This window comes from Bradyrhizobium genosp. P, from assembly GCF_049949265.1.
Classification (GTDB): Bacteria; Pseudomonadota; Alphaproteobacteria; order Rhizobiales; family Xanthobacteraceae; genus Bradyrhizobium.
The window spans coordinates 1,128,372-1,152,420 of record NZ_CP188195.1 but is presented as its reverse complement, the minus strand read 5'-3'; the positions used below and the strand labels follow the sequence as shown (position 1 = coordinate 1,152,420).

At 64.8% G+C, this 24,049-nt stretch carries 24 protein-coding genes and 1 pseudogene; 13 read left to right on the top strand and 12 right to left on the bottom strand.

Going from position 1 to position 24,049, the window contains the following annotated elements; translation table 11 throughout:
• Nucleotides 1–66: 66 nt before the first annotated feature.
• A complete protein-coding gene (locus ACP2YO_RS05565) occupies nt 67–1,044 on the top strand; it encodes a peptidyl-alpha-hydroxyglycine alpha-amidating lyase family protein (protein ID WP_426439809.1) in 978 nt (325 codons plus the stop codon).
• A 41-nt stretch (nt 1,045–1,085) separates the two neighbouring features.
• Here ACP2YO_RS05565 and ACP2YO_RS05560 read toward each other — a convergent pair whose 3' ends face one another.
• Nucleotides 1,086–2,846, bottom strand: coding sequence for a chloride channel protein (locus ACP2YO_RS05560; RefSeq protein WP_426439807.1), 1,761 nt, complete (start codon nt 2,844–2,846; stop codon nt 1,086–1,088).
• Between the two features lie 195 nt (nt 2,847–3,041).
• Between ACP2YO_RS05560 and ACP2YO_RS05555 the strand changes: the two genes are divergently transcribed.
• The gene (locus ACP2YO_RS05555) at nt 3,042–3,599 is read left to right on the top strand and encodes an HNH endonuclease (protein ID WP_426439805.1); all 558 of its coding nucleotides are present in this window, start codon (nt 3,042–3,044) and stop codon (nt 3,597–3,599) included.
• A 56-nt stretch (nt 3,600–3,655) separates the two neighbouring features.
• Nucleotides 3,656–4,579 (top strand): transporter, encoded by a 924-nt coding sequence (locus tag ACP2YO_RS05550; RefSeq protein ID WP_426439803.1) that lies wholly within the window; start codon nt 3,656–3,658, stop codon nt 4,577–4,579.
• On the opposite strand, the gene ACP2YO_RS05545 is transcribed toward ACP2YO_RS05550, so the two are convergent.
• On the bottom strand, nt 4,512–5,261 hold the full coding sequence (locus ACP2YO_RS05545) for a TetR/AcrR family transcriptional regulator (RefSeq protein WP_426439801.1): 750 nt from the start codon (nt 5,259–5,261) through the stop codon (nt 4,512–4,514). The genes ACP2YO_RS05550 and ACP2YO_RS05545 overlap by 68 nt on opposite strands.
• On the opposite strand from ACP2YO_RS05545, the pseudogene ACP2YO_RS05540 reads away from it, so the two are divergent.
• Nucleotides 5,146–5,673: pseudogene (locus ACP2YO_RS05540) on the top strand (FAD-dependent oxidoreductase); the annotation flags it as partial. The gene ACP2YO_RS05545 and the pseudogene ACP2YO_RS05540 overlap by 116 nt on opposite strands.
• On the top strand, nt 5,621–5,923 hold the full coding sequence (locus ACP2YO_RS05535) for a hypothetical protein (RefSeq protein WP_426439799.1): 303 nt from the start codon (nt 5,621–5,623) through the stop codon (nt 5,921–5,923). The pseudogene ACP2YO_RS05540 and the gene ACP2YO_RS05535, both read left to right, overlap by 53 nt.
• On the opposite strand, the gene ACP2YO_RS05530 is transcribed toward ACP2YO_RS05535, so the two are convergent.
• From ACP2YO_RS05530 to ACP2YO_RS05520, 3 genes are all read right to left on the bottom strand, one after another.
• Nucleotides 5,895–6,824, bottom strand: coding sequence for a CobW family GTP-binding protein (locus ACP2YO_RS05530; protein WP_426439797.1), 930 nt, complete (start codon nt 6,822–6,824; stop codon nt 5,895–5,897). The genes ACP2YO_RS05535 and ACP2YO_RS05530 overlap by 29 nt on opposite strands.
• 2 nt (nt 6,825–6,826) lie before the next feature.
• A complete protein-coding gene (locus ACP2YO_RS05525; RefSeq protein WP_426439795.1) occupies nt 6,827–8,320 on the bottom strand; it encodes an amidohydrolase family protein in 1,494 nt (497 codons plus the stop codon).
• Between the two features lie 110 nt (nt 8,321–8,430).
• A complete protein-coding gene (locus tag ACP2YO_RS05520) occupies nt 8,431–8,703 on the bottom strand; it encodes a hypothetical protein (RefSeq protein WP_426439793.1) in 273 nt (90 codons plus the stop codon).
• A gap of 140 nt (nt 8,704–8,843) precedes the next feature.
• Between ACP2YO_RS05520 and ACP2YO_RS05515 the strand changes: the two genes are divergently transcribed.
• From ACP2YO_RS05515 to ACP2YO_RS05505, 3 genes are read left to right on the top strand one after another with little or no spacing between them, the layout of a single operon-like run.
• Complete coding sequence (locus tag ACP2YO_RS05515; protein WP_426439791.1) at nt 8,844–9,224, top strand: MarR family winged helix-turn-helix transcriptional regulator; 381 nt, start codon at nt 8,844–8,846, stop codon at nt 9,222–9,224.
• Nucleotides 9,225–9,280: 56 nt separating this feature from the next.
• Nucleotides 9,281–10,636, top strand: a complete 1,356-nt coding sequence (locus ACP2YO_RS05510; RefSeq protein ID WP_426439789.1) for an MFS transporter — start codon at nt 9,281–9,283, stop codon at nt 10,634–10,636.
• 11 nt (nt 10,637–10,647) lie between these two features.
• Nucleotides 10,648–11,211: an isochorismatase family protein gene (locus tag ACP2YO_RS05505; protein WP_426439787.1), complete on the top strand. Its 564-nt coding sequence runs from the start codon at nt 10,648–10,650 to the stop codon at nt 11,209–11,211.
• 21 nt (nt 11,212–11,232) lie between these two features.
• Here ACP2YO_RS05505 and ACP2YO_RS05500 read toward each other — a convergent pair whose 3' ends face one another.
• The gene (locus tag ACP2YO_RS05500) at nt 11,233–13,089 is read right to left on the bottom strand and encodes an ABC transporter ATP-binding protein/permease (protein ID WP_426439785.1); all 1,857 of its coding nucleotides are present in this window, start codon (nt 13,087–13,089) and stop codon (nt 11,233–11,235) included.
• A 196-nt stretch (nt 13,090–13,285) separates the two neighbouring features.
• Here ACP2YO_RS05500 and rpmE point away from each other — a divergent pair, with 196 nt between their 5' ends.
• On the top strand, nt 13,286–13,513 hold the full coding sequence (rpmE, locus tag ACP2YO_RS05495; RefSeq protein ID WP_426439783.1) for a 50S ribosomal protein L31: 228 nt from the start codon (nt 13,286–13,288) through the stop codon (nt 13,511–13,513).
• Nucleotides 13,514–14,447: 934 nt separating this feature from the next.
• Here rpmE and ACP2YO_RS05490 read toward each other — a convergent pair.
• Both ACP2YO_RS05490 and ACP2YO_RS05485 read right to left on the bottom strand, forming a co-directional pair.
• Nucleotides 14,448–15,065, bottom strand: a complete 618-nt coding sequence (locus ACP2YO_RS05490; RefSeq protein ID WP_426439781.1) for a LysE family translocator — start codon at nt 15,063–15,065, stop codon at nt 14,448–14,450.
• Nucleotides 15,066–15,078: 13 nt separating this feature from the next.
• On the bottom strand, nt 15,079–15,705 hold the full coding sequence (locus tag ACP2YO_RS05485) for an FMN-binding negative transcriptional regulator (RefSeq protein WP_426443077.1): 627 nt from the start codon (nt 15,703–15,705) through the stop codon (nt 15,079–15,081).
• Between the two features lie 86 nt (nt 15,706–15,791).
• On the opposite strand from ACP2YO_RS05485, the gene ACP2YO_RS05480 reads away from it, so the two are divergent.
• Together ACP2YO_RS05480 and ACP2YO_RS05475 are read left to right on the top strand one after the other, a co-directional pair.
• Nucleotides 15,792–17,297, top strand: a complete 1,506-nt coding sequence (locus tag ACP2YO_RS05480) for a PLP-dependent aminotransferase family protein (RefSeq protein WP_426439779.1) — start codon at nt 15,792–15,794, stop codon at nt 17,295–17,297.
• A 362-nt stretch (nt 17,298–17,659) separates the two neighbouring features.
• Nucleotides 17,660–17,953 carry a putative quinol monooxygenase gene (locus tag ACP2YO_RS05475; RefSeq protein ID WP_426439777.1) on the top strand — a complete coding sequence of 98 codons (294 nt, stop codon included), beginning with the start codon at nt 17,660–17,662 and terminating at the stop codon, nt 17,951–17,953.
• A gap of 62 nt (nt 17,954–18,015) precedes the next feature.
• On the opposite strand, the gene ACP2YO_RS05470 is transcribed toward ACP2YO_RS05475, so the two are convergent.
• From ACP2YO_RS05470 to ACP2YO_RS05460, 3 genes are all read right to left on the bottom strand, one after another.
• Entirely contained in the window at nt 18,016–18,528 is a 513-nt protein-coding gene (locus ACP2YO_RS05470) for a DUF1465 family protein (RefSeq protein WP_426439775.1), read from the bottom strand.
• Between the two features lie 422 nt (nt 18,529–18,950).
• Nucleotides 18,951–19,235: a hypothetical protein gene (locus ACP2YO_RS05465; protein WP_426439773.1), complete on the bottom strand. Its 285-nt coding sequence runs from the start codon at nt 19,233–19,235 to the stop codon at nt 18,951–18,953.
• A 13-nt stretch (nt 19,236–19,248) separates the two neighbouring features.
• On the bottom strand, nt 19,249–19,440 hold the full coding sequence (locus ACP2YO_RS05460; protein ID WP_426439771.1) for a DUF1192 domain-containing protein: 192 nt from the start codon (nt 19,438–19,440) through the stop codon (nt 19,249–19,251).
• A 297-nt stretch (nt 19,441–19,737) separates the two neighbouring features.
• Here ACP2YO_RS05460 and ACP2YO_RS05455 point away from each other — a divergent pair, with 297 nt between their 5' ends.
• Nucleotides 19,738–20,739 carry an NAD(P)H-quinone oxidoreductase gene (locus tag ACP2YO_RS05455; RefSeq protein ID WP_426439769.1) on the top strand — a complete coding sequence of 334 codons (1,002 nt, stop codon included), beginning with the start codon at nt 19,738–19,740 and terminating at the stop codon, nt 20,737–20,739.
• A 120-nt stretch (nt 20,740–20,859) separates the two neighbouring features.
• Nucleotides 20,860–23,736: an EAL domain-containing protein gene (locus tag ACP2YO_RS05450; protein WP_426439767.1), complete on the top strand. Its 2,877-nt coding sequence runs from the start codon at nt 20,860–20,862 to the stop codon at nt 23,734–23,736.
• Here ACP2YO_RS05450 and ACP2YO_RS05445 read toward each other — a convergent pair.
• Entirely contained in the window at nt 23,733–23,990 is a 258-nt protein-coding gene (locus ACP2YO_RS05445) for a hypothetical protein (RefSeq protein WP_426439765.1), read from the bottom strand. The genes ACP2YO_RS05450 and ACP2YO_RS05445 overlap by 4 nt on opposite strands.
• Between the last annotated feature and the right edge of the window lie 59 nt (nt 23,991–24,049).

Genomic DNA, 24,049 nt, shown 5'->3' with positions numbered 1-24,049 from the left:
AATCTCGAGATTCCGGGTCTGGTCCTTCGGACCATCCCGGAATGACATCGCGAGGGGAGAAAACGCATGCCAACCATTCTCGGCACCGGCGAGCATCGCTACCGCGTCGTGGAGAATTTCGCAAAACTGCCCGACGGCTGGAGCCTGACCGACGTCGCCTCGGTCGCGGTCGACAGCCGCGACCGCATCTATGTCTTCAACCGCGGCGAACATCCCATGGTGGTGCTGGACCGCGAGGGAAACTTCATCAGGAGCTGGGGCGAAGCCGTGTTCTCCCGCGCCCACGGCCTGCACATCGATGCCGATGACAATCTCTACTGCACCGATGACGGCGACCACACCGTGCGTAAATGCTCAGCCGACGGCAAGGTGCTGCTGACCATCGGCATCCCGAACGAGCCGGCGCCGTTCATGAGCGGCGAGCCGTTCCACCGCTGCACCCACACCGCGCTGTCGCCGAAGGGCGAGATCTACGTCTCCGACGGCTATGGCAATGCCTGCGTCCACAAATACACGCCGGACGGCAAGCTGATCAAAACCTGGGGCGAACCCGGCACCGATCCGGGCCAGTTCAACATCGTGCACAACATCGCGACCGACGCCGACGGCTTCGTCTACGTTGCCGACCGCGAGAACCATCGCGTGCAGGTGTTCGACGGCAACGGCAAATACGAGACGCAGTGGAACAATCTGCACCGGCCCTGCGCGCTGTGCTGCTACAGGGGCGGCAAGCAGCCGACCTTCCTCATCGGCGAGCTCGGCCCCGGCATGGCGGTCAACCGCAAGGTGCCCAATCTCGGCCCGCGGCTGTCGATCGTCGACGCCAAAGGCAAGCGCATCGCCCGCCTCGGCGGCGAGCATGGTCCCGGCATCGAGACCGGAAAATTCCTGGCGCCGCACGGCATCGCGTTGGATTCCAGGGGTGACATCTATATCGGCGAAGTCGGCGTCACCGACTGGAAGACGAGTTTTCCGGACACCGAAATGCCGGCATCGGTGCGCGTGACGCGGTGTTTGCAGAAGCTGGAGAAGATTTCGGCGTAATGTCGAACGCCCCTGCCCATACATCCGGGCTACAGGCGAAATCAAAGATCTCCGATCACCTCGCGGCGGCGCTGCTCGGATTCTTCCGCGTAGCGCCGCATCGCATGCGCCTCGGAGAGGGTCCCGATCGGCCGCCGATCGCCATCGGCCTCGATCACGGCGAGTGATTCCGCTTCGGCCGCGTCGAACACCGCGATCGCCTCCTGGATGTTCATCATCGGATGCAGCGCGACGTCGGCATGCCGCAGGATGCCGACGAGCCCCTTCTCGGCCTCCATGTCGGGCGCATGCGCCTCCGCGATCAGCACCAGCCCCGCGTAATGCCCCGCGCCGTCGACCGCCACCACCTGGGTCTTCGAGCCTGGCGGGAATTTTTCGCGAAACGTCTCGATCGGCATCGCGGCGTCCACCGTCGTCACGTCCTGCCGCATCATCCTGACGACGGTGAGATCACGGATCCAGCCGACATCGGCGGCGCTGCGGATGGTCTCACCGCGCAGATGCAGCCGCCAGGTCGCGAACGAATAGCCGAATAGCTCGCGCGTGATCGTGGTCGAGATGATGACGGCGACCAGCACCGCGGTCGAGAGCCAGAGATTGCCGGTCGATTCCAGCGCGATGAACGACATCGTCAGCGGACCGCCGATCACCGAGGCCGACAGCGCGCTCATGCCGATCACCGCATAGGCGTTCGGATCGAGGTTCAGCCCCGGCCACACGATGTCGACGCCGGCCGCGAACAGCCGGCCGCCGAGCGCGCCCATGAACAGGGTTGCGAAAAACAGGCCGCCGCGGAAGCCGCTGCCGAGCGAGATGATGGAGGCGATCGCCTTCAGCGCGAACACGCCGGCGATGAAGGCGAGCGGCATTGCCACGATGCCTGCGAAATGCAGCGCGCCGTGGCCCGACGACATCACCTGCGGCGTCACCAGCGCCATGCCGCCGACCGCGAGCCCGCCGACCGCCGGACGCAGCGGCGACCACAGGCGGGTCTTGGCGAGCAGCGCCTCGCACAGCGCCACCCCGCGCATGATCACGATACCGGTGAGCGCTGCGGCCACGCCGAGCAGCGCGGCGATCGCGAGATCCCGCCCGAGTACGTCGCCGACGGTGCCGACACCGACCCCGAGCGACAGCGGCGAGAAGGCGTGAGCGACGAAATAGCCCGATACCGCCGCCACGCCGACCGGAGCCAAGCTCGCCGGCGTATAGCCCCCGATCACGAGTTCGAAAGCGTAGAACGCGCCTGCCAGCGGCGCGCCGAAAGCGCCGGCGATCGCCGCCGCGGCGCCGCATCCGACCATGATGCGCTGGTCGTTGCGGCGGAGGTGGAAGCCACGGCCGAGCGAGGAGGCGAGGCCGCTCGCAAGCTGGGTATAGCCGGCCTCGAGACCCACCGACGCGCCGACGCCGCTCGACCAGATCGTCTGCAACGCCACGATCACGCTGCCGCGGAACGACATCCGCCCCCCATAGAGCGCATTGGCCTCGATCGGGTCGATCTCGCGCGCCGGCCGCCAGCGGAGCAGGAGGAGGAACGCGAATCCCAGCAGCAGGCCGCCGAGCGCCGGAACCGCGAGCGCGCGAATCGGATCGATGCTCGGCTGGCTTGAGAGCCGCTCGCCCCACGGCAAATTGAACAGCACCGCATGCAGCACCGAGACCAGCCCGCTCATGGTCGCGACCACAAGCCCGCCAACGGCTCCGATCAGGACGGCCAGCACCACCAGGCTGGTTTCGTGGGCGCGCACGAACGCGCGCAATCGGCGAGGCGCCTCGAGGTAGCGGGACGTGGTGGTCATCAGCAGGGTCCGTCAGCAGGCGAAAAAAGGGCCTGCGGCTCCCTTTAGCGGGCCTTGTGGCCGGTATGCAATCGCGGCAGGAACATGGCGACCAAACCGCGGATAAGCGGCTCATTGCTCTTCACAATCCCGTCACGCTGCCTGTAGTATGTGAGTGCATGCTGCTTCGCAGCTAATGGGAGTCAGGAGCGTTATTTGAACGCACATGTCTCGCAAGGCGGTTGGCCGGTGCTTGTGCTGAATGCGGACTTCCGGCCGCTGAGTTACTACCCGCTATCGCTCTGGTCCTGGCAGGACGCGATCAAGGCGGTGTTTCTCGATCGCGTGAACATCGTCGAGTATTACGACAGGGCGGTACGAAGTCCGTCCTTCGAAATCCAGCTGCCCAGCGTCGTATCCCTCAAATCCTTCGTCAAGCCGACCACCCACCCCGCCTTCACCCGCTTCAACGTCTTCCTCCGCGACCGCTTCATCTGCCAATACTGCTCGGCGGATGACGACCTCACCTTCGATCACATCATTCCACGGAGCAAGGGTGGCCAGACCACCTGGGAGAACGTCGTCGCCGCCTGCTCGCCCTGCAATCTGCGAAAGGGCAACCTGACGCCGCAGCAGGCCAGGATGTTTCCGAGGCAGGCGCCGTATGCGCCGACCGTGCACCAGTTGCACCGCAACGGCCGGCTGTTCCCGCCGAACTATCTGCACGACAGCTGGCTCGACTACCTCTACTGGGATACGGAGCTGGATCCGTAGGCCGTGGCGGCCTGGCGGCTCCGTCGCCGAGCATACTGGATGCCGGCGAGGTCCAGATGGTGCGTGCGATGATCCGGGGAAGCCGCCCGTCTGCGCCGCGCGCGGCGGGCCTCACGGGCCTTGTGATGGGCATGCTGGCGTCCGCCGTGCAACCGACCCACGCGGATGATGCCGCGCCGCCATCCGATCCTGTGCCGGACAAGAGCGGCTATACGCTCTTCAATCCAACGCCCGATGACGAGATGCGGAAGTTCACGCCCGATCGCCCGGCAAAGGGGTTTTCGGTTCGCACCGTCGATGCCGGCCATGTCGAGATCGAGACCGATTTCGCCAGCTATACCTATTCGAACGGCCAGGGCACCATCACCCGCGGCATCCAGGCGCTCGACCCGAACTTCAAGCTTGGGCTGACCGACTGGATGGATGTCGAAGTGCAGTTCAACGGGCTGCAATATACACGCTTATTCGACACCGCGTCGGGTCGCACGACCATTGACGGCAGCGGCTTCGGCGATGTGTTCCTGCGCACCAAGATGAACCTGTTCGGCAATGATAGCGGGTTCGCGGGGCTCGCTCTCATTCCCTATGTCAAGCTGCCTTCCGCCGCGCCGCTTATCAGCAATGGCGCCGTCGAAGGCGGCCTGATCGCGCCGTTGGCCCTGCGGCCGGCGGATTACATCATCACGTTGATGACCGAGATTGACGTGTTGAAAACCGCAACCGGCAACGGCCGCTACACCAACTTCGTCAACCTGATCGGCGTCAGCCATCCGGTACCCGGCCTCGATGGCGTCAATGCGACGGTCGAGTTGTATTCCTCTGCCGGCACCGACCCGGCGACGCGCCCGGTCTACACCTTCGATCTCGGGGCAAATTTCAAGCTCGACAAGCACAGTATCGTCGATATCGGTCTCAATCTGGGATTAAACAGGAATTCTCCGAAGGCGCAGGTCTATTCGGGGCTGTCGTTTCGGTTTTGACTATTTTCTCCGCAGCGAGCGTCGGCATGATGCGTCGCGCGGCAATCAAAACTGTTTTGCCAGGAGCGTGAACCCCTGACGGATGTAATAGGCCAACGGGTGCGCCGCGTCGTTCTGTTTCCACTTTTCGGGGGCCAGCCGCAGCGTCCCCATCGCCACCATCGCGACCAGCCGAAGCCCGTCGCGCCGGCGCCGGCCAAAGCTCGCACATCGCTTCCAGCAGGATCTGCTCCGTCTCGACGAAAACGACTTCCTTCCGCGCGCGGAGCGCTTCGGTCGATTGCATCAGGCGGTCGAAGACGACGGACTCCTTGGTCTCGTAGTGTGACGCGAGCTTGATCAGGCACTTCTGGACGGCTTCGAGAGGAGCTTGATCGGGAGGCTCGTCGAGCATCGCGGGCCCGAGCGCTTCCCGGAAGCCGCTATCGTGCGCGGCCAGCAGCACGTCCTCCTTGGACTTGAAATAGTAGAAGAACGTCCGGCGCGAGATGCCGGCTGCCTGCGCGATCGCATCGAGCGTCGGGGCTTCGTATCCGTTCTTCACGAACAGTTTCAAACCCTTCTCGATGATCCGCTCGGACGTCTCCTGCCGCTTGCGTTCTCGCAGCCCCTGCGGCCGTTCCGCGGTGCTGGAACAAAACGAGAACATGCACTGCCCGCTGAAGCGGCTTCCATTCGGCATGCGCGGCCTTTCCGCGCCGACCATCGAAGCCTTCCATCGTCGTGGGCTGTTGGGCGACATCGCGACGCCGTCGCGTGCGAAAGACGACTCCGGCCAAAGCAGCGCTTCGACATCGGCTCACTGGATGCAACAGCCGCGCCGCCCTGGCGGCCATTTCGCCGGTATCCAGTTTTTCCACGACACCATCGAATCCTCGAAATGGCCGTATCGCTTGCCAGGTCCTGCCAGCGGCAGCATCGCGGTCGAGATGGAGCACCTCGAATCCGCTCGCGCGACCACGATTGGCGTCGAGATCAGGCGCGGCCTCGGCGTCGAGGATCTCGACCAATCGGGCGAAGACGTGACCATTCGCGCGGGCGGTGAGATTTTTCGCGGACGAACTCCTCCGGACGGGAAGAGGTCTGTTGCTCGACTTTGACGCGTGGTCGCCGCTTCGGGCGCTTGCGAGCCGCTGGAGCGGCCGGATCGCGTATGTCGCAGGCGACGTCAAGGACCGGCTGGGGTTGAGCGCCGTGCTGGTGCGCCCCGATGGTTTTGTCGCCTGGGCCGGTGAAGCTGCCCCGGACCTTGCGCAGGCTACTCAAGCCGCGCGTCGCAATGGTTCGGCGAACCCGACGAGCTGCAGTGAAATCTTCATCCGACGTCGACGCACCCTTCCATGATCCCGTCGATCTCCGCGCGCGACAGAACGCCAAGCTCCGCAATGAACACGATCCGTGTTCGCGGCACGCCCGGCGCCGACATGCCACCCGCCGCCAGTGTCGCCCGTCCGCCCGCGAGTTGAAATACCATCAGCCGCCCGGGCTGCTCCACCGTCTCGAACAATCCCTTCGCGCGCGCGAGCTTCGGCGCCAGCCGGCCGATCGCCTGCTGAAATCGCGGCAATCGCACCGGCCGCTCCGACGTCCAGCTCAAGGTCTCGAACCGATCGACCACCGGCCGCGGGGGTGCCGCCTCCCGTGGCTGCGGCACGCGATCGATATCCGCAGGAAACAGCAGCGCCGTGGGGACCTCGCCGTGCACCGCATCGACCACCACCACAGCCGGACGCAGCGCCCGGATGGCATCGTGCATCTGCATGCGCGCCTCCGCGTCCACCAGGTCCACCTTGTTCAGCGCCACCACATCGGCGGCGCGCAGCTGGGATCGCACCAGCGCATCGTTCAACGCAGCCGTCGGCCGCGTTGCATCCACCACGCATAGCACGGTTTCGAGCGGTGCTTCCTTCCAGATCACCGGGTCCATCAGGTTGCGCACGATGTCGGCGGGATCGGCCACCCCGCTGGTTTCGATCACGATGAATTCAGGGCGCGGATCGCGCCGCAGCAGCGTGGCGATGGTGCGGAGCAGATCGCCTTCCAGCGAGCAGCAGATGCAGCCATTGCTCAGGCTCACCACGCCGTCGCTGGCACCGGCGATCAGCTCCGCATCGATGTTAACAGCGCCGAAATCGTTGACCACGGCGGCGATCCGCCTGCCCTGCGCATGCGCCAGCAGATGATTCACGACCGTGGTCTTGCCCGCCCCCAGGAAGCCCGCGACGAGCAGGATCGGGACCGGCACAATCAGCTCTCGGCAACGACTGGCCGGCGCACCGGCCGGCCGGGCCGCGCTGCCACATCCATCACGCCATCTGATATCAGCGGCTGGCCGCTGACGACCAGGTGCCGGACGCCCTCCGACGCGCGGTTCATCGCAGTGAAGGTCGCGCGATCGCTCAGCGTCTCGAAGTCGAACGCCACGATGTCGGCATCGGCACCCGGGTGCAGCCGGCCTTTGTTACGCATCGCCGGCGTGCTGGCAGAGAGGATCTCCGCCGGGATCAGCGCGCATTTGCGGATGCCTTCGAGCAACGACACCTTCCGGCGCTCGCGCACCCATTCGCGGATGAAGCGGGTGAAACAACCCGCCGAGCGCGGATGCGAGGTCGCGTCCTCCGGTAGCGGCCACGCGTCGCCCTTGTAGACGCTTCCGTCCGGCAGCGTCCACGGCATTGCATCGGACGCGATCGCGCCGCCGGGATACAGCACCGCCATGTCGAGGAGGTCGCGATGGTGCGGGTTGTTCTCGATATCAAGCACATGCCAAAGCACCAGCGTCGAGGGCTCTTCCGCCTGCGCCGCCAACAATTCCTCACGGTCGCGGAAGCGATGCCCGTCGGTCACGCGTTGCACCGTGTCATAGCCTAGCCCATTGCGCTCCTCGAATTTGGGATCGCTGAAGAACGCCGCCGCCAGTACGGTCGAACCGGTACCGTAAGGATAGGCCTCGACCGTGATCGGCAGGCCCTGCGCCTGAGCCTTGGCGATCAACGCGACACAACGCTCGATATCCGTCTTGCTCGACGAGTTGAAGTGGCAGATGTGCATATGCGCGCCGGTGGCGCCGGCATAGCCGATCAGGCGGATATAGGCCTCGGCCGCACTTTCCGGGTCGATGCGCGACATGTAGGCGACGTGGGTGAAGGTCGGCACATTTTGCGCCGCCGCCAATTGGCACACGGCCGTGAGTTCCTGGACGCCGGCGCCCGGGGCATAGGCATTGAGAATGCCGATGCCGATGCCGCCCTCGTTCAGACCGCCCGCAATGCGCTCGAGGATGCCGGCAATCTCGGTATCGCTGGCGACATTGTCGATCCAGCGGCGGTCGCGCATCGCATTGCCGAATGCTTCCAGCGAGCTTTCCGCATTCGAGCCGGTCATCGCGCCGATCCGCGCGAAGGCCCAGTTGGTGGCGGCGCCGTAATTCAGCACGCGTCCCTTCTCAGCCTGGCGCTGATACCAGGATGCAACCGGCAGCACGCCGGCCTCGAGGTCGAGCGTCGTCGTCACCCCGTCAAAGGCCTGCATGCGGTCGGCCGGGATCGTCTGGCCGTGCGCGTGCAGGTCGATGAAGCCGGGCGCCACCACGAGCCCGGTCGCGTCAATCTGCCGTTCAGCGCCGCCGAGCCCGGTGCCGACAGCGGCGATCCGGCCATCCAGCACCGCCACATCGCCGACAGCGTCCATCCCGCTGGCCGGATCCACCACCCGGCCGCCGCTGATCACCAAACCACCCATATTGCCCACTCCTGCATTCCAAAAATTCACGTCCCACGGCCCGCGGCCGCTCTGGAGACGATTTACGACCCGCGACGCACGGCGCCAACACACAAAAAGGCATCGCCCTCTTATCGCAACAAGGTGGTCAGGATTGTCCCGGCATGTTGTAATGCCACGTCCTTCGCGCGCCGCCGGTACCAGGCCAATGCAGGGAAAAGCCTGACACCGCGATCGGCGGGCGGGAAGGCAACGAGCCCCCTGAAATCGGCCAGGACGCGCGACGGAAGCGACGCGATTATGTCGGAGCCTTGCAGCAAGGCCGGCACCATCTGAAAGTTCGGAACCACGACCCCGATCCGCCGCGACAGGCGCTGGATCGCAACCACCTCGACCTCGAGCAAGAAGGCGGCATCAGCGACCGAGAATATTTAACAGGAAAACTTGCAAGATTAACTTGCAAGTTTGCCTGTTGGATAATATGCCTCTCAGCATGACAAGAACACAGGACTTCGAAACTGCCGTCACGGAGCTGCTGCCGGTGATGGGCCAGCTGCTGCGCCGGCTGCGGGCCATGACCAACACGCGCGAACTGACGTGGTCGCAGGTGGCGGTGATGGCGCGGCTCGAACAGGCTGGCCCCATGACGATCGCCGACCTGGCTCGGGCGGAAGCCGTGAAGCCCCAATCGATGGGCGCGACACTCGGCGCGATGGAAGAGGAAGGGCTCGTCGAGCGCCGGTCGCATCCGAGCGACGGGCGGCAGGTTCTGTTCGCACTCACCGCGGAAGGTCTCGAGACCCGGCGCAAGGTCAGGCTTGCCAAGCACGAATGGTTGATGACCGCGGTCGCCGAGCTCACGCCTGCCGAACAGAAGACGCTCGTCTCCGCGATCGAGCTGATCCGCCGCCTCGCAAACTCATGAGTGAAGAACTGACGACACAATCCTCCTCTCCTGGAGGACAGCAAGCGCGTTTTGGCATGCGCCTTGTCGTACCGCTTGCGCTGGGTTCGACGCTCAACCCCGTCAACTCCACGATGATCTCCACGGCGCTGGTGTCGATCGCGGCTGATTTTCATGCAAGCGTCGCCGAGACCGGCTGGCTGATCGCGGGGCTCTATCTCACCAGCGCCATCGCGCAGCCGACCATGGGCCGCCTGGCCGACCTGTTCGGGCCCCGCCGCATCTATTTCGCCTGCCTTCTGCTCGTCGCGTTCGCGGGCCTGCTCGCCGGATTCATGCCGTCGTTGGGCGGCCTGGTGGTCGTGCGCGTGTTGCTGGGGATCGGAACCTCGGGAGCCTATCCGTCGGCGATGCGGATTTATCGCGTGCAGGCGGACAAGCTTGGCCGCGAGCCGCCGCCCTTCGCAATGGGGGTCCTCTCGATGAGCGGCACCGCGATGCTTGCGATCGGCCCGTTTCTCGGCGGCGTCCTGACATCCGCCTTCGGGTGGCACGCGATCTTCACCGTGAATGTCCCGATCGCCCTCGGGATCATGGCGCTGGTGCTGTTGTGGGTGCCGAAGGACGAGCGGCCCGCCGAGCGGCTGAGCCGCCTGCTGGAAGAGCTCGATCTGCCCGGCATCGGGCTGTTCACGGCGTTTCTGCTGAGCCTGATGATCTTTCTGTTGGACCTTGATCGCCCGATCTGGATCGCACTCGCGCTCTCGATTGCCTTCTGCACAGCTCTCGTCGTGCATTCCAGACGGCGCAAGCAGCCGTTCATCGACGTGCGGATGCTGGCCCGCAACCGGGCGCTCGCCGTGACCTACCTTCGCGCGGGGACGATGCTCATGATGGTCTATTGCATCCTCTACGGCTTCGCGCAGTGGCTGGAAAGCGCCGCCGGCTTCACCGAGAAAGAGGCCGGGCTCATCACCATCCCGATGTCGATCGTCGCAGCGCTCTCCTCGCTGGCCGGCACCCACAAGGGCAGTGTCCGGACGCCGCTCCTGATCAGCATCGGGTCCGGCGTCATCGGCTGCATCTGTCTGCTGTTCCTGAACGGCGCGACACCCGTGCTGCTGATCGCGACCGCTGTGATCTTCTTTGCCGCGCCTCAGGGCATGTTCTCGACCGCGACGCAGACCGCCGTCTATACGCAAGCCCGGGCCGAAGAGATCGGAACGGCCGCCGGCCTGCAGCGCACGGCGCAATATATCGGCGCGATCGCGGCGACCAGCCTCCTTGGGCTCGTGTATGGCCAGCATGCGACCGACCAGGGATTGCATCGCCTGGCGCTCGTGATGGGAGTGCTCAGCGCCGTGCTCTTTGCCGGCACGATCTTCGATCGAACGATTTCCCGTTCCGCCAATACCAACCCGCGTCCCCACTGAAAGGACTCTCAATGCCGCTCTCTCAGCTCGACGAGAACCCCGCTCTCGTGGTCATCGACATGCAGAAAGGCATCGTCGGCTTGCCGACGGCGCATCCGGCCGAACAGATCACCGCAAACAATGCAAGATTGGCGCGAGCGTTCCGGAGCCATGGCCTTCCTGTGGTGCTTGTGAATGTCGCGGGACAAGCGCCCGGCCGTATCGCCGTCTCTCACAAGCTGCAGCTCCCGCCGGATTGGGCCGAACTGGTGCCCGAGCTCGAGCAACATCCCGACGACCACCGGGTGACGAAGCTGCAATGGGGCGCGTTCCACGGAACATCGCTCGATCATTTCCTGCGGCGGCGCGGCGTGACCCAGGTCGTCCTGACCGGCATCGCCACCAGCATCGGCGTCGAGTCCAGCGCCCGCAACGCGCATGATCATGGCTATCACGTTGCCCTGGTGGTCGATGCGATGACCGATATGGATCCCGTCGCGCATCAACACAGCGTCGAACGCATCTTCCCGCGCCTCGGCGAGACCACCACGACGGCCGAGATGCTTTCGCTGCTGGACCGGCCGCCCGTTCGCTAGACCAGAAACGAGCCTCCCCCTTCAAATCCCCTCGAACTGCAGCCGCGCCAGCCGCGCGTAGAGGCCGCCCGCGGCGACCAGCTCGGCATGGGTGCCCTGCTCGACGATCTTGCCCTGGTCCATCACCAGGATGCGGTCGCAGGACAAAACGGTCGCGAGGCGATGCGCGATGACGAGCGTGGTGCGGTGGCGCATCAGCTCTTCCAGCGCGGTCTGCACCAGCGTCTCGCTTTCGGCGTCGAGCGCCGAGGTTGCCTCGTCGAGCAGCAGCAGCGGCGCGTCGCGCAGGATGGCGCGCGCGATCGCGATGCGCTGGCGCTGGCCGCCCGACAATGTCACGCCACGCTCGCCGAGCTGGGCCTCGAAGCCGCCGGGCAGACGGCGCAGGAATTCGGTGGCATGCGCGAGATCGGCGGCGCGCTCGACCTCGGCATCATCAGCATCGGGGCGGCCGAAGCGGATGTTGTCGCGCGCGCTTGCCGCAAACACGACGGAATCCTGCGGCACCAGCGCGATGCGCGCGCGGACGTCGACCGGATCGGTCTCCCGGATCGGCACGCCATCGAGCGAGATCGTGCCCGACTTCGGATCGTAGAACCGCAGCAAGAGATGGAACAGCGTGCTCTTGCCGGCGCCGGAGGGACCGACGATCGCGACCTTTTCGCCCGACCGCACCGACAGCGACACGCCGTCGGCGGCAAGCACATTGGGGCGGGTCGGATAGGCGAAGCTGACCTGATCGAAGCCGACATCGCCGCGCGGCGGCTGCGGCAGCGCGCGCGGTCTGGCGGGAGAAGCGATCTCCGGTTTGACGCGCAGGATCTCGAACAGCCGCTCGGCGGCGCCCGACGCGGCCGAGACCTCGCCCCAGACCTCGCTGAGCTGGCCGAGGCCGCTCGCGGCAAAGGCGGCATAGAGAATGAATTGTCCGAGCCGTCCCGGACTGATCGCTCCCGTCAGCACGTCATGCGAACCGACCCAGAGGATCAGGACCACGCTGGAGAAGACGATGAAGATGACGATCAGCGTCAGCACCGCGCGCGCCTTGGTCGAGCTGCGCGCCGCCTCATAGGCCTGTTCAACCTCACGGGCAAAGCGCGTGTTGGCGAACCGCTCGCTGGTATAGGCCTGCACGGTCCTGATGGCGCCGATCAATTCGGAGGCGTAGGCACTGGCATCCGCCAGCGTATCCTGCGCATTGCGCGACAGCCGCCTGACCCAGCGGCCGAACGCGACCAGCGGGATCACGATGATCGGGATCGCCAGCAGCACGAAGCCGGACAGCCGCGGGCTCGTGATCACCATCATCGCAGCAGCGCCGATGAACAGCATCACATTGCGCAGCGCGATCGAAACCGAGGCGCCGACCGCCGACTTGATCTGCGTGGTGTCGGCTGTCAGCCGCGATACCAGTTCACCGGAGCGCGAGGAATCGAAGAACGACGGCGACAGCGCGATCAGGTGCGCAAACACGTCGCGCCGGAGATCGGCGACGATGCGCTCGCCGATCGTCATCACGAGGTAGTAGCGCGAGGCGCTGGCGCCGGCCAATACCGCGACGACGGCGATCATCACGCTGAAATAGCTGTTGATCATCGCGATGCCTTCGGGCGTGAAGCCCATATCGATCATCCGCCGCACCGCGACCGGCACGATCAGCGTGGTGATCGCCGCGACCGTTAGCGAGATCAGCGCGAGGATCGCCCGTCCCTTGTAGCGCGCCACGTAAGGCGCGAGAGCAAGCAGCGGCCGCAGCCGGGCGCGGCTCTGGGCCGGCTCCGTGAGCTGGCTCTCGATGAAGGCCTCTTCATCGAGCAGGGCGTCGCGAGGGGGCTGCGGGGCGCCGTCAGGGGTCGCAATCTGTTCGGCTACGCTCATGAATCCAGACCGGTTTTTTCAGCCTCCAGATAGGCCCGTCGCCCCCCGCTGGCAAATGGGCGGAAAGTCCCAATCCGGCGATACATTTGGTGGGCTTCGTGGCCTTGTTTTAGGGGCCTCCATGCGTTATAGAGCCGGCCAAATCCCGTATCCCAGATATTCTTGAGATGGGCGCCGGCGCGCCGAAGGAACTGCCATGAAAGCCGATATTCACCCGAATTATCATACGATTAAGGTCGTCATGACCGACGGCACCGAATACCTGACCCGCACCACCTGGGGCAAGGAAGGCGACACGCTGAACCTCGATATCGACCCCAAGTCGCACCCGGCCTGGACCGGCGGCACCCAGCAGCTGATGGACCGCGGCGGCCGCGTCTCGCGCTTCCAGAAGAAGTTCTCGGGCTTCCTCAAGAAGGATTAACGTCCGCGCAGATCGCTTTTTTGCGGTCAGATGCAAACGCCCCCCTCGCGGGGGCGTTTTTGTTTTGGGGCACGTGCTCGCTGTCATCGCCCGCACACGCCGGCGATCCAGTATTCCAGAGACAGTTGTGATTGAGCCGATGGGCCGCGGCGTACTGGATCGCCCGCCTTCGCGGGCGATGACAGCGATGGGTGTGGCTTCGCATTCTCGCGACACGATTTGTCCGAGTTTTGCATTTCGTTTGCCCTCTCATCTTGCAGAGGGCGCAGGGAAAGCCGGGTGCCGATTGCACCCATGGGCCCGGTGCAACAAAAAGCACCGGGGTAGGACCACAGGTGTAACCGGGAACAACCCGGCCTTCCCTGCGCGATGGTCTTCCGGCTTATACGTACTCTCCCCGGTGAGACTGGGCTTTCTTGTCACCGCCGTCAGCAGGAACGCTAGTCCCTCGCTGATGAGACACCTGCCACTAGGGCGTCAGGCCTGCACGATTTCGCCGTCCGCCATCTGCCACGATCGTCAATCGCGACATCAGCGTCCACCGCATCCCACCGCAACACTCGTGACGACCGCGACGCGCCCCTCAAGCGGGTGAGACGGATCGATTCATACAGCAATTCTTATTTCTGATAAAGCGAAATATTTTTGATGCGAGGGGTTGCCTCGTCGGGCAAATCAGTGATTGGCGCGTCAGGGAAGCACAACTGGATGGGTTCCCTCCCCCCTTGCGGGGGAGGGTTAGGGAGAGGGGTGCCGCACGGCGTGCTGTCTCCGTATGCTTAACGACGACGCGCGACAAGAGAGTGCGAGTGCACGCGCTCATCGTCGGTCTCGCCTGGGGCTACCCCTCTCCCCACCCTCGCGTGCTCACCTTACATAGGATGGAGCAGCGAAGGTCGCGGGTTAGCTACGAACCCCTGCAGGATTACGGCTCCTACCTATCCTGGAACGCGAGCCGCGCGCCGAGCCCGATCAGGATGCTGCCGCCGATCCGCTGCATGATCTTCTGCGACCGGCGCGAGCGCTGCAGCCTCGACATCACCGCGCTCGCAAACATCACGCAGACAATGTCGACCAGCGAGAACATCAGATTGACGATCGTGCCGAGCGCGAGCAGTTGGGCCCATACCGGCACGCTCGAGGACGCATCGACGAATTGCGGCAGGAACGCCAGGAAGAAAATCGCGGTCTTCGGATTGAGCACCTCGACGGCGACGCTTTGCACGAAGGCGCGTTGCGCCGAGACTGGCGCAAGCTTTGGCTGCTTCGTTCCGTGGCTATCGTGGAATAGCGACAGGCCCAGCCAGACCAGATAGGCCGCACCCGCAAGCTTCATCGCCATGAACAATGGCGGCACCGCGTGAAACAGCAAGGCGAGGCCGGCGGCCGCGGCGACCACGTGCACGTAGCCGCCAAGATGCAGTCCGAGCGAGGCCATCAGGCCCGCGCGCCGGCCACCCGCCAGCGTGCGGGCGGCGGCGTAGAGCATCGCGGGGCCCGGCATCAACGCGAAGGTTGCGGTCGTGATCGCGAACGCTAAGTACAATTCCATCTGCTGCGTTCGCTCACTTCGCCGGGATCATCGCGGCAACCTCGCGATCGCTCGGCCTGTCGCTGGCGCCGAGACCTTCGATGACACCGGCGCGATCCTCGAGCTTGCGGTTCTGGCTCATCTTCTGCTTGGCATCGATCCGCGTGATCGGCATCCGGAAGCCGACGATGCCACGGAGCTGCGCCTTGATGAAGTCGGCCGGCGCGTCGCTGACCTGCCAGGCCTCTTCGCGCGAACGCTCATGGAACTCGGTCAGCCGCGTCACGACGTCGAGCAGGCGATCCGCGTCCTCGAAGAACTCGGGCGATCCATAGGCATGCACGGCAACGTAATTCCAGGTCGGCACTACCTTGCCATGCTCGGTCTTGGTCACATACCAGGACGGCGTCACATAGGCGTCGGGCCCGGTGAAAACGGCCATCGCCTCGCCGATCGCGGGCAGCTTCCACTGCGGATTGGGCCGCGCGACGTGGCCGTACAGCGTGCCGTAATCGCCCTCGCGCTCATCGAGGATCAGCGGCAGCGGCGTTCCGATCAATCCATCCGCAGTCGCGGTGACCAGCGTCGCGAGCCGCGAGGCGCGTATCGCGGCATGGATCGCGCCGAGTTCGTCCATCTTGAAGTGCGGCGGCAGGTACATGGCAGACCTCATCAGTGACCACTCGCATGATAGCCTGGAAATGGTCTATGATAAGGACCACTTCCTGTTATTCTGGATAGACCACTGTGCCGCGCCCGCGCACGATCATCAGCATTCCCTGGCTCGGAGCCGTCGACCGTGCCGCAGGCCAGGTCGGACGCCAGATTGCCGGGGCGTTGCGCGCGGCCATTGCCGGCAATGCGCTGAAAGCCGGCGAATTGCTGCCCTCGACCCGCGCGCTGTCAGCCTCGCTCGGCGTCGCCCGCGGCACTGTCGTGGAAGCTTTCGAGCAATTGCAGACCGAGGGCTATCTGGAATCGCAGGTCGGCGCCGGCACGCGAGTGGCCGCGATGCTCGCCGACCAGCCGCGGCCTGCCGGTCCAAAGCTCGACCGGAACGCCAGGTCATCGCCGCTTCAGATACCGCTCCGCGCCAGAAGGCTGGCCGAGGTCGCCGCCGCCTTCACGCCGATGCCGGAAGCACCGTTTGCGATCGCTGTTCCCGGCGGCGCCGTCGCGCCCGACGACACTTGGCGGCGGCTCGGCAACCGGGTGCGGGCCTCGCGTGCCGCGGCGCCATCGAGTTACGGCGATCCACGCGGCGTGATGGAATTGCGGCAGGCGATCGCCGACTACGTTCGCAAATCGCGCGCGGTGCATTGCGAGCCGGAGCAAGTCATGATCACCGCCGGCACCCAGCAGGGGCTTTACCTCGCCGGCCGCGTGCTGCTGTCATCAGGCGATCATGTGTGGACCGAGGATCCCGCTTATCCCGGCATGACCGCCGTGCTCGACGATCTCGATCTCGTCACGACGCGCGTCCCGGTCGATGCACAGGGCATCGACGTCGATGCCGGAATCGCCGCCTGCCCGAATGCGAAGGCTGCTTTCGTCACGCCTTCGCATCACTATCCGCTGGGCATGCCGATCAGCATGGCGCGCCGCAAGGCGCTGGTCGCATGGGCGCAGCGCCGCAACGCCTGGATCGTCGAGGACGATTACGACAGTGAGCTGCGTTACGCCGGCCACCCCTTCCCGTCGCTGCAAGGCCTCGCCCCCTCGCGCGTGGTCTATCTGGGCACGCTGAGCAAGGTGCTGTTCCCTTCGTTGCGGCTTGGTTACGTCGTTGCGCCGGCGCCGCTGATCGATGCCTTTGCCGGCGCGCGGGCGTTGCTCGACCGGCATTCACCGACCGCCGACCAGCACGTGCTGGCAGCCTACATGCGGGAGGGTCTCTTCGAAGCCCATATCAGGCGCATCCGCGGCGTCTATGCCGCGCGGCGCACGACGCTGATCGCGGCGCTCCAACGTCACATGCCACGCGGCGTCACGCTGCAACCAAGCGACCAGGGCATGCATCTGCTGCTGTGGCCGCCGCGGGACGTCGACGACGTAAGGCTGGCGAAGACTGCACTTGCCGACGGCCTCGTCGTGCGGCCGATTTCGCCGATGTACAAGACCGCACCGCGGCCCGGCCTGATGCTCGGCTTCGGCGGCTTCGCGCCGGAGGAGCTGGAGGCCGCGGCGATGCGTCTGGGCGAGGCGATGGATCAGTACGGGTTGCGGCTACGGGCGCGGGCGAGGACTCGCTAGAGCGTGATGAGATAAGGTCGAGATCGAACGGCGACGAAGGTTCACCTCTCCCTTGGGAGAGGTCGATTTGCGCAGCAAATCGGGTGAGGGGTTAGGGTCTATCGAGAAGCAAGAGCCCTCACCCGGCGCTTCGCGCCGACCTCTCCCCGGCGGGGAGAGGTGAACCGAAACCGCCGCGAACCGACTCGACCAAAACTCATCACGCTTTAGCGCGCACGCGGCCGTCGGACATGTGTCTTCATTCCAGCCGGCCGCCCCCGCAAGATCGGTCGAGAATGCCCCGTCGCGGACATTGGCCGAATTGAACGCACCCGGTATCCTCCGGATGATTATGACAGCCTCAGCTCGCATTGGAGGGGTCAATGGCCAAACTGGCAATCGTAGCGACCATCAAGACGGTACCTGGAAAGCGGGACGAATACCTGAACCACCTAAGGGCACATCGTCAGCGTTGCCTGACAGGCGAGCCTGGCACCCTCTCCTTCGAGATCATGGTGCCAAAGGAGGAAGCGGACACGCTCGTGCTTTACGAGGTCTACGCGAGCGCGGACGCATTCCAAACCCATTGGACGGGCGCGTCGCTACAGCAGATGCGACAGGACTCAGCAGGCCTGCAGGTCAGTCTTTCCGGCGTACACTGCGACGTGGTCGAATAGTTCGGAGACGCGAAAGTCTCGCGGCCATTCCGCATCGCGCGCCGTGACGACGCGCGCCGATCCTATTGCTCGAACGCCGCCTTGAGGCGGTTGAGCTGCGGCACCAGCGGATTGCCGATCGAGGTGCGATCCGGCGCAGGCGCATGGATCGTGGTGTCGAGTCGGCGCACCCGCGTCTGCAGGTCCATCGATCGGGAGATCAGGTCCTGCAATTGGTGGGGCAGTTTCTCGATCATGTCGGCCCCGCCGGGATCGGCGGCCGAAAGCTTGACCTTGGTCTTTTCGCGGTTGGCCTGGGTCAGCGTCATCTCGCCTTCCTTGACCGCGCGATGCAGCAGCAGCCAGGACGCCAGCTGCATCAGCCGCGTGGTCAGGCGCATGCTCTCGGTGGCATAAGTGAGGCTGACGGAGCGTTCGAGCGCCTTGGCCTCAGAGCGGCCGTCACCGTCGAGATAGGCCGCGGTCTGCTCGACCAGGTCCATCCCTTCCCGGAACAGCACGCCAAATGCCGCAGAATTGGTCAGCCGTTCACTGAACAGCACAAGACCGGATTCGCCGAGCGAACGATCCGCCATGGTTAACGCCCTCACACCACCGTAACGCCCACTGGCGTCTAGCGCGCCAGCTTATGATGAACAAATCATTGCGCGGGCGTGGTGAAGAGTCCAGCCGCAACCCGAATTATGGTTTCCAGCTGGTGGGGCGCACAAAAAAGAGCCGCCGTTTCCGGCGGCTTTTGAAGTTGATAACAGGGAGGCGTCAAACAGAGTGGACAGGAGCCACTCGGTGTCCAAACGAGGACAATCCAGTCATAATCGAGAAAGCTTAACGGACCGTAAACGAACGGATTTCTTTATGTTTCGTTTGCCATGTCGGCCATTGGCCCAGTCTGGGACAGGGCGCAGACAGATCCGTACCCGGAAGGGGCCAACCGGGCGCGTGTTCGCGCGACCCGTTGGCTCCATCCGGTTACGGAACACGTGAAATTGCGCGTGACCTATTTCTCCGGGCAGCCAGCCTCGGTATCGGAATAGTTGGCATCGCAGAATTGATCGCACCGGCCCTTTTGCGATTTTGCCATGTCCACACACGATTTGTTGGCAGGCAGTTCGCTACACGCGGCGAGGTTCGCTTCAAACAGGCCCTGGCAGTCGCGCTCCTTGCATTGGCGCGCGGTTCTGTCGCCCTTCGCACAGGCCGAAGGCGTGCGGGAGAAGGCCGGGCTGGCCGCTCCGGCAACCGAAACGGCGGCGATCAAGCCGACCAGAAGCTTCGCTCTCATCATCGCTATCGCGCTACGACTTGAAGAAACTGTTCGCGGCATCCTTCGACGCGCGCTTCTTCGACATCGCCTCGTTCAGGCGATCGATCTCGGTGTTCAAAAGCGCGATGCGCTCGGTCAACTCCTCGACCGACAACAGCGAGAGGTCCTGCCCGATCTCGTGAGTGATCTTCTTCGGCGGCCGGTCGTCTTCCTCAATCGGCATGTGTCCTCCCGGCAATGATGATCTGGCGCCTTGGCTTCCTGATGGGAATTTTGCAGCCACTTTCGCGTGCGCGCAACATGTGAGGCAAGCGTTCCGCACTGGCCCAATGGCCCACTCGCCGCCCTGCTTGATGCCGGCGCCGGTACGCCGGTCGCGCAGCTCGGCCCACTGGTCGAAAAAATCACGCCTGAGCGAGCAAGCCATCTGGCTGCGAGGTTCGGGGCTTGACGGCGTTTCACTTCGGCGGAAAAGGCGATATGCCATCCGCCGAACCTCATCCCTGACCAAGGACGAACCATGCCACAGGTCCCCGCCCAAATGACCGCCGTCGCCATCAGCAAGCCGGGCGGCCCGGAGGTCCTGCTGCCGGAGACCCGCCCTGTGCCGGTGCCGGGTCCGGGCGAAATCCTGGTCAAGGTCGCAGCCGCCGGCGTCAATCGCCCTGATGTCGCGCAGCGCTCCGGCTCCTATCCGCCGCCGCCGGGCGCCAGCGACCTGCCCGGCCTCGAGATCTCAGGCGAAGTGGTGGCGCTCGGCGAAGGCACGACGCGGCACAAGCTCGGCGACAAGGTGATGTCGCTCGTCGCCGGCGGCGGCTATGCGCAATATTGCATCGCGCAGGACGCGCAGGCGATGACCGTGCCACCGGCGCTGTCGATGCAGGAGGCCGGCGCCACGCCGGAGACGCTGATGACGGTGTGGCACAATGTGTTCGAGCGCGGCGCGCTGAAGGCCGGCGAGACGCTTTTGATCCATGGCGGCTCTTCAGGCATCGGCACCATGGCGATCCAGCTCGCGAAGGCATTCGGCGCCAAGGTGATCGTGACTGTCGGCTCCAAGGACAAGGCCGATGCCTGCCTCAAGCTCGGCGCCGATCACGCCATCAACTACAAGACCGAGGATTTCGTCGATGCCGTAAAGAAGCTGACCGGCGGCACTGGGGCCAATGTCATCCTCGACATGGTCGGCGGCGATTACATCGAGCGGAACTACGAGGCCGCCGCCGTCGAAGGCCGCATTGTCCAGATCGCGTTCCTGTCGGGAACACCGAAGGCGACAGCCAACTTCGCCAAGCTGATGGTGAAACGTCTGCATCACACCGGCTCCACGCTGCGCCCCCGTAGTAATGCGGATAAAGCGGCAATGATCGTAGCCATCGAGGCCAAGGTGATGCCGCTGCTGCGCGATGGTCGGATCAAGCCGTTGATGGACAGCACATTCCCGCTGGAAAAGGCCGCCGACGCGCACCGGCGCATGGAGACCAGCGAACATATTGGCAAAATTGTGTTGGTCACTTAACGATCGCGGCCGGAGCAGGGGTGGAAACCCTTTGATTCCCTTCGCTTTCGTGTCATTTATCGCGCAACCATTGGGCCGTTCGCCGGGCCCGGACCGATTGTCGATCGCGGAGTACTCACATTGCGTCTGATCAGGTGCCTTGCGCTCTTGGCGCTGGGCCTCATGATTTTTGCCGCTGCGCCTGATGCGTACGCGATCGACGCCGTCAGCGTCCGCAGCGATGCGCCGGCGATCGACCTCACCGCCGTGCTCGACCATCAGCACACCGAAAGCGACCGCATCCAGGTTTCCACCGCGCCCGGAACCGACGGCATCGTGCGCCGCATCGAGGTCCGCGCCCGCGAAGGTGGAACGAACTGGGTGGTGTTCGCACTCGCCAACAATACTGACGACCAGCTCGACCGCCTGATCGTTGCGCCGCACTATCGCATCGTGTCATCAGGCCTGCTGTGGCCCGATCTCGGCCTGTCGCGCATCGCCACCATCACCCCGTCGGTTGGCGACCGTCCCGAACGGCAGGACAGCCCGACCGCCGACGTGTTCCGCATCACGCTCGATCCCGGCGCCGTCGTCACCTATGTCGCCGAACTGCGCACCGACAAGCTGCCGCAGCTCTATCTGTGGGAACCTGACGCCTACAAGGACAAGGTCAATTCGTTCACGCTCTACCAGGGCATCGTGATCGGTATCTCCGGCTTGCTCGCGCTGGTGCTCACGATCCTGTTCGTGGTGAAGGGCTCGATCATGTTCCCAGCCGCCGCGGCGCTGGCCTGGGCGGTGCTGGTCTATATCGGCGTCGACTTCGGCTTCTGGGGCAAGGTGCTCGACATGTCGAACAACGCCGAGCGCGTCTGGCGCGCGGCGGGCGAGGCGATCCTCGCGGCGACATTGCTGGTGTTCCTGTTCGCCTATCTCAATCTCAGTCGATGGCACGTGCGCTACTCGCATATCACGATCGGCTGGCTCGCCTTCCTCGGCTCGCTGGTGGCGCTCGCGCTGTTCGATCCTGCGGTCGCCTCCGGCATCGCGCGCATGTCGCTGGTGATGATCGCCTTCGCCGGCTTTGCGCTGATCGTCTACCTCTCGACCCACAGCTTCGACCGCGCGGTGCTGTTGATCCCGACCTGGTTCCTGCTGGTGGTCTGGGTGATCGCGGCCGGCATGGCGGTTGCGGGCAGCGTCACCAACGACATCGTCGGCCCCGCGCTGCTCGGCGGCCTCGTGCTGATCGTGATGCTGATCGGCTTCACCGTGATGCAGCACGCCTTCGCCGGCGGCGGCGCGACGACCGGTGTCGTCTCCGACGTCGAGCGCCGCGCACTCGCCCTGACCGGCTCGGGCGACCTGATCTGGGACTGGGACGTCTCCGCCGACAAGGTGTTCACCAGCCCCGAGACCGAAGCCCTGCTCGGCCTGAAGCGCGGCACGCTGGAAGGCCCCGCCGCCAAATGGCTGGAGGTGCTGCATCCGCTCGATCAGGACCGCTTCCGCGCCGCGCTGGACAGCGTGCTCGACCAGCGCCGCGGCCGTCTGGTTCAGGATTTTCGCCTGCGCACGCCGGACGGCCATTTCATGTGGTTCGCCTTGAAGGCGCGGCCCGTGGTCGGCTCCGACGGCGAGGTCTCGCGCGTGGTCGGCACGCTCACCGACGTCACCGAAAGCAAGAATGCCGAAGAGCGGATGCTTCATGATTCGGTGCATGACAATCTGACCGGCCTGCCGAACCGCCGGCTGTTCATGGATCGCCTCGGCGCGGTGGCCAATCTCGCCAAGACGATGCCGACGCTGCGGCCGACGCTGATGGTGATTGATCTCGACCGCTTCAAGCAGGTCAACGATTCTGTCGGCATCGCGGTCGGCGATTCGATCCTGCTGACCCTGGCGCGCCGGCTGACCCGCATCCTCAAGCCGCAGGACACGCTGGCGCGGCTGGCTGGCGACCAGTTCGGCCTGATCCTGCTGTCGGAGCAGGATCCGGCGCGGATCACCAATTTCGCCGAGACCATCCGCAAGACCATCCGCGCCCCGATCGCGTTCAACGACCGCGAGATCTTCCTGACCGCCTCGATCGGCCTCGCGCTATCGGATCCGCAGGCGCCGCTCACCGACGAGATCATCAAGGACGCCGAGCTTGCGATGTATCATTCCAAGCGCATCGGCGGCGACCGCATCGACGTCTACAAGCCGGCGATGCGCGCCCGGAAGACCGATCGCCTGACCTTGGAGAGCGATCTGCGCCGCGCCATCGAGCGGCAGGAGCTCACGATCCTGTATCAGCCGATCGTGCGGCTGGAGGATCGCTCGATCGCAGGTTTTGAGGCGCTGGTGCGCTGGGATCATCCCAAACTCGGCCGGATGTCGCCGTCGGAATTCATCAGCGTCGCTGAGGAGACCGGCCTGATCATCGATCTCGGCATGTTCGTGATGGACCAGACCGCCCGCCAGCTCGCGGTGTGGCAACGCGCGATGCGCGCCCGCGATCCAATCTTTGCCTCGGTCAACGTCTCGTCGCGGCAATTGCTGCGCCACGACCTGATCCACGACATCCGCACGGTGCTGTCGCGCTCGTCGGTGGCGCGCGGCACGCTCAAGCTCGAATTGACGGAATCGCTGGTCATGGAGAACCCGGAGCACGCCGCCCAGATGCTGGCGCGGATCCGCGAGCTCGGCACCGGGCTGTCGCTCGACGATTTCGGCACCGGCCACTCCTCGCTGTCCTATTTGCAGCGCTTCCCGTTCGACACCATCAAGATCGACCAGTCCTTCGTCCGCACCACCAGCCGCGGCACCCGCCCGGTGATCCTGAAATCGATCATCGCGCTCGCGCATGACCTCGGCATGGATGTGGTGGCGGAAGGCGCCGAGACGGATTCGGACGCGGTCGAGCTCTACCAGCTCGGCTGCGAATACGCGCAAGGCTTCGCCTTCGGCGAGCCGATGGACGCCGACGCGGCGACGCGACTGCTTACCGAAGAACGGCTCGAGGCCGCGAGCTAACGGCGCTGCGGCATCCGCTTGAACTTGACGCTCTTGCCGTCGGCCTGGCGCGTGGCGATGTAGCCGCCGTCGAGGCAGGCTTCGCGCTGCGGCATCTTCTCCTGCGGGCTGCGCAGGGTTTCCCACCACGACGCACGATGCGCGGCGCGCGGCAGCGACGCATCGATGATGGCCTCGATCTCCTCGAAGGTCAGCACGAATTCGGGAAGATGCAGCTTCTTCAGATGGTCCCGCAGCGCGTCGTAGTCGTTCACGATGTCCTCGATGACAAGGTTCAAGGTTCTGGCAACCACCCGTTAACCCATTCGGCGGC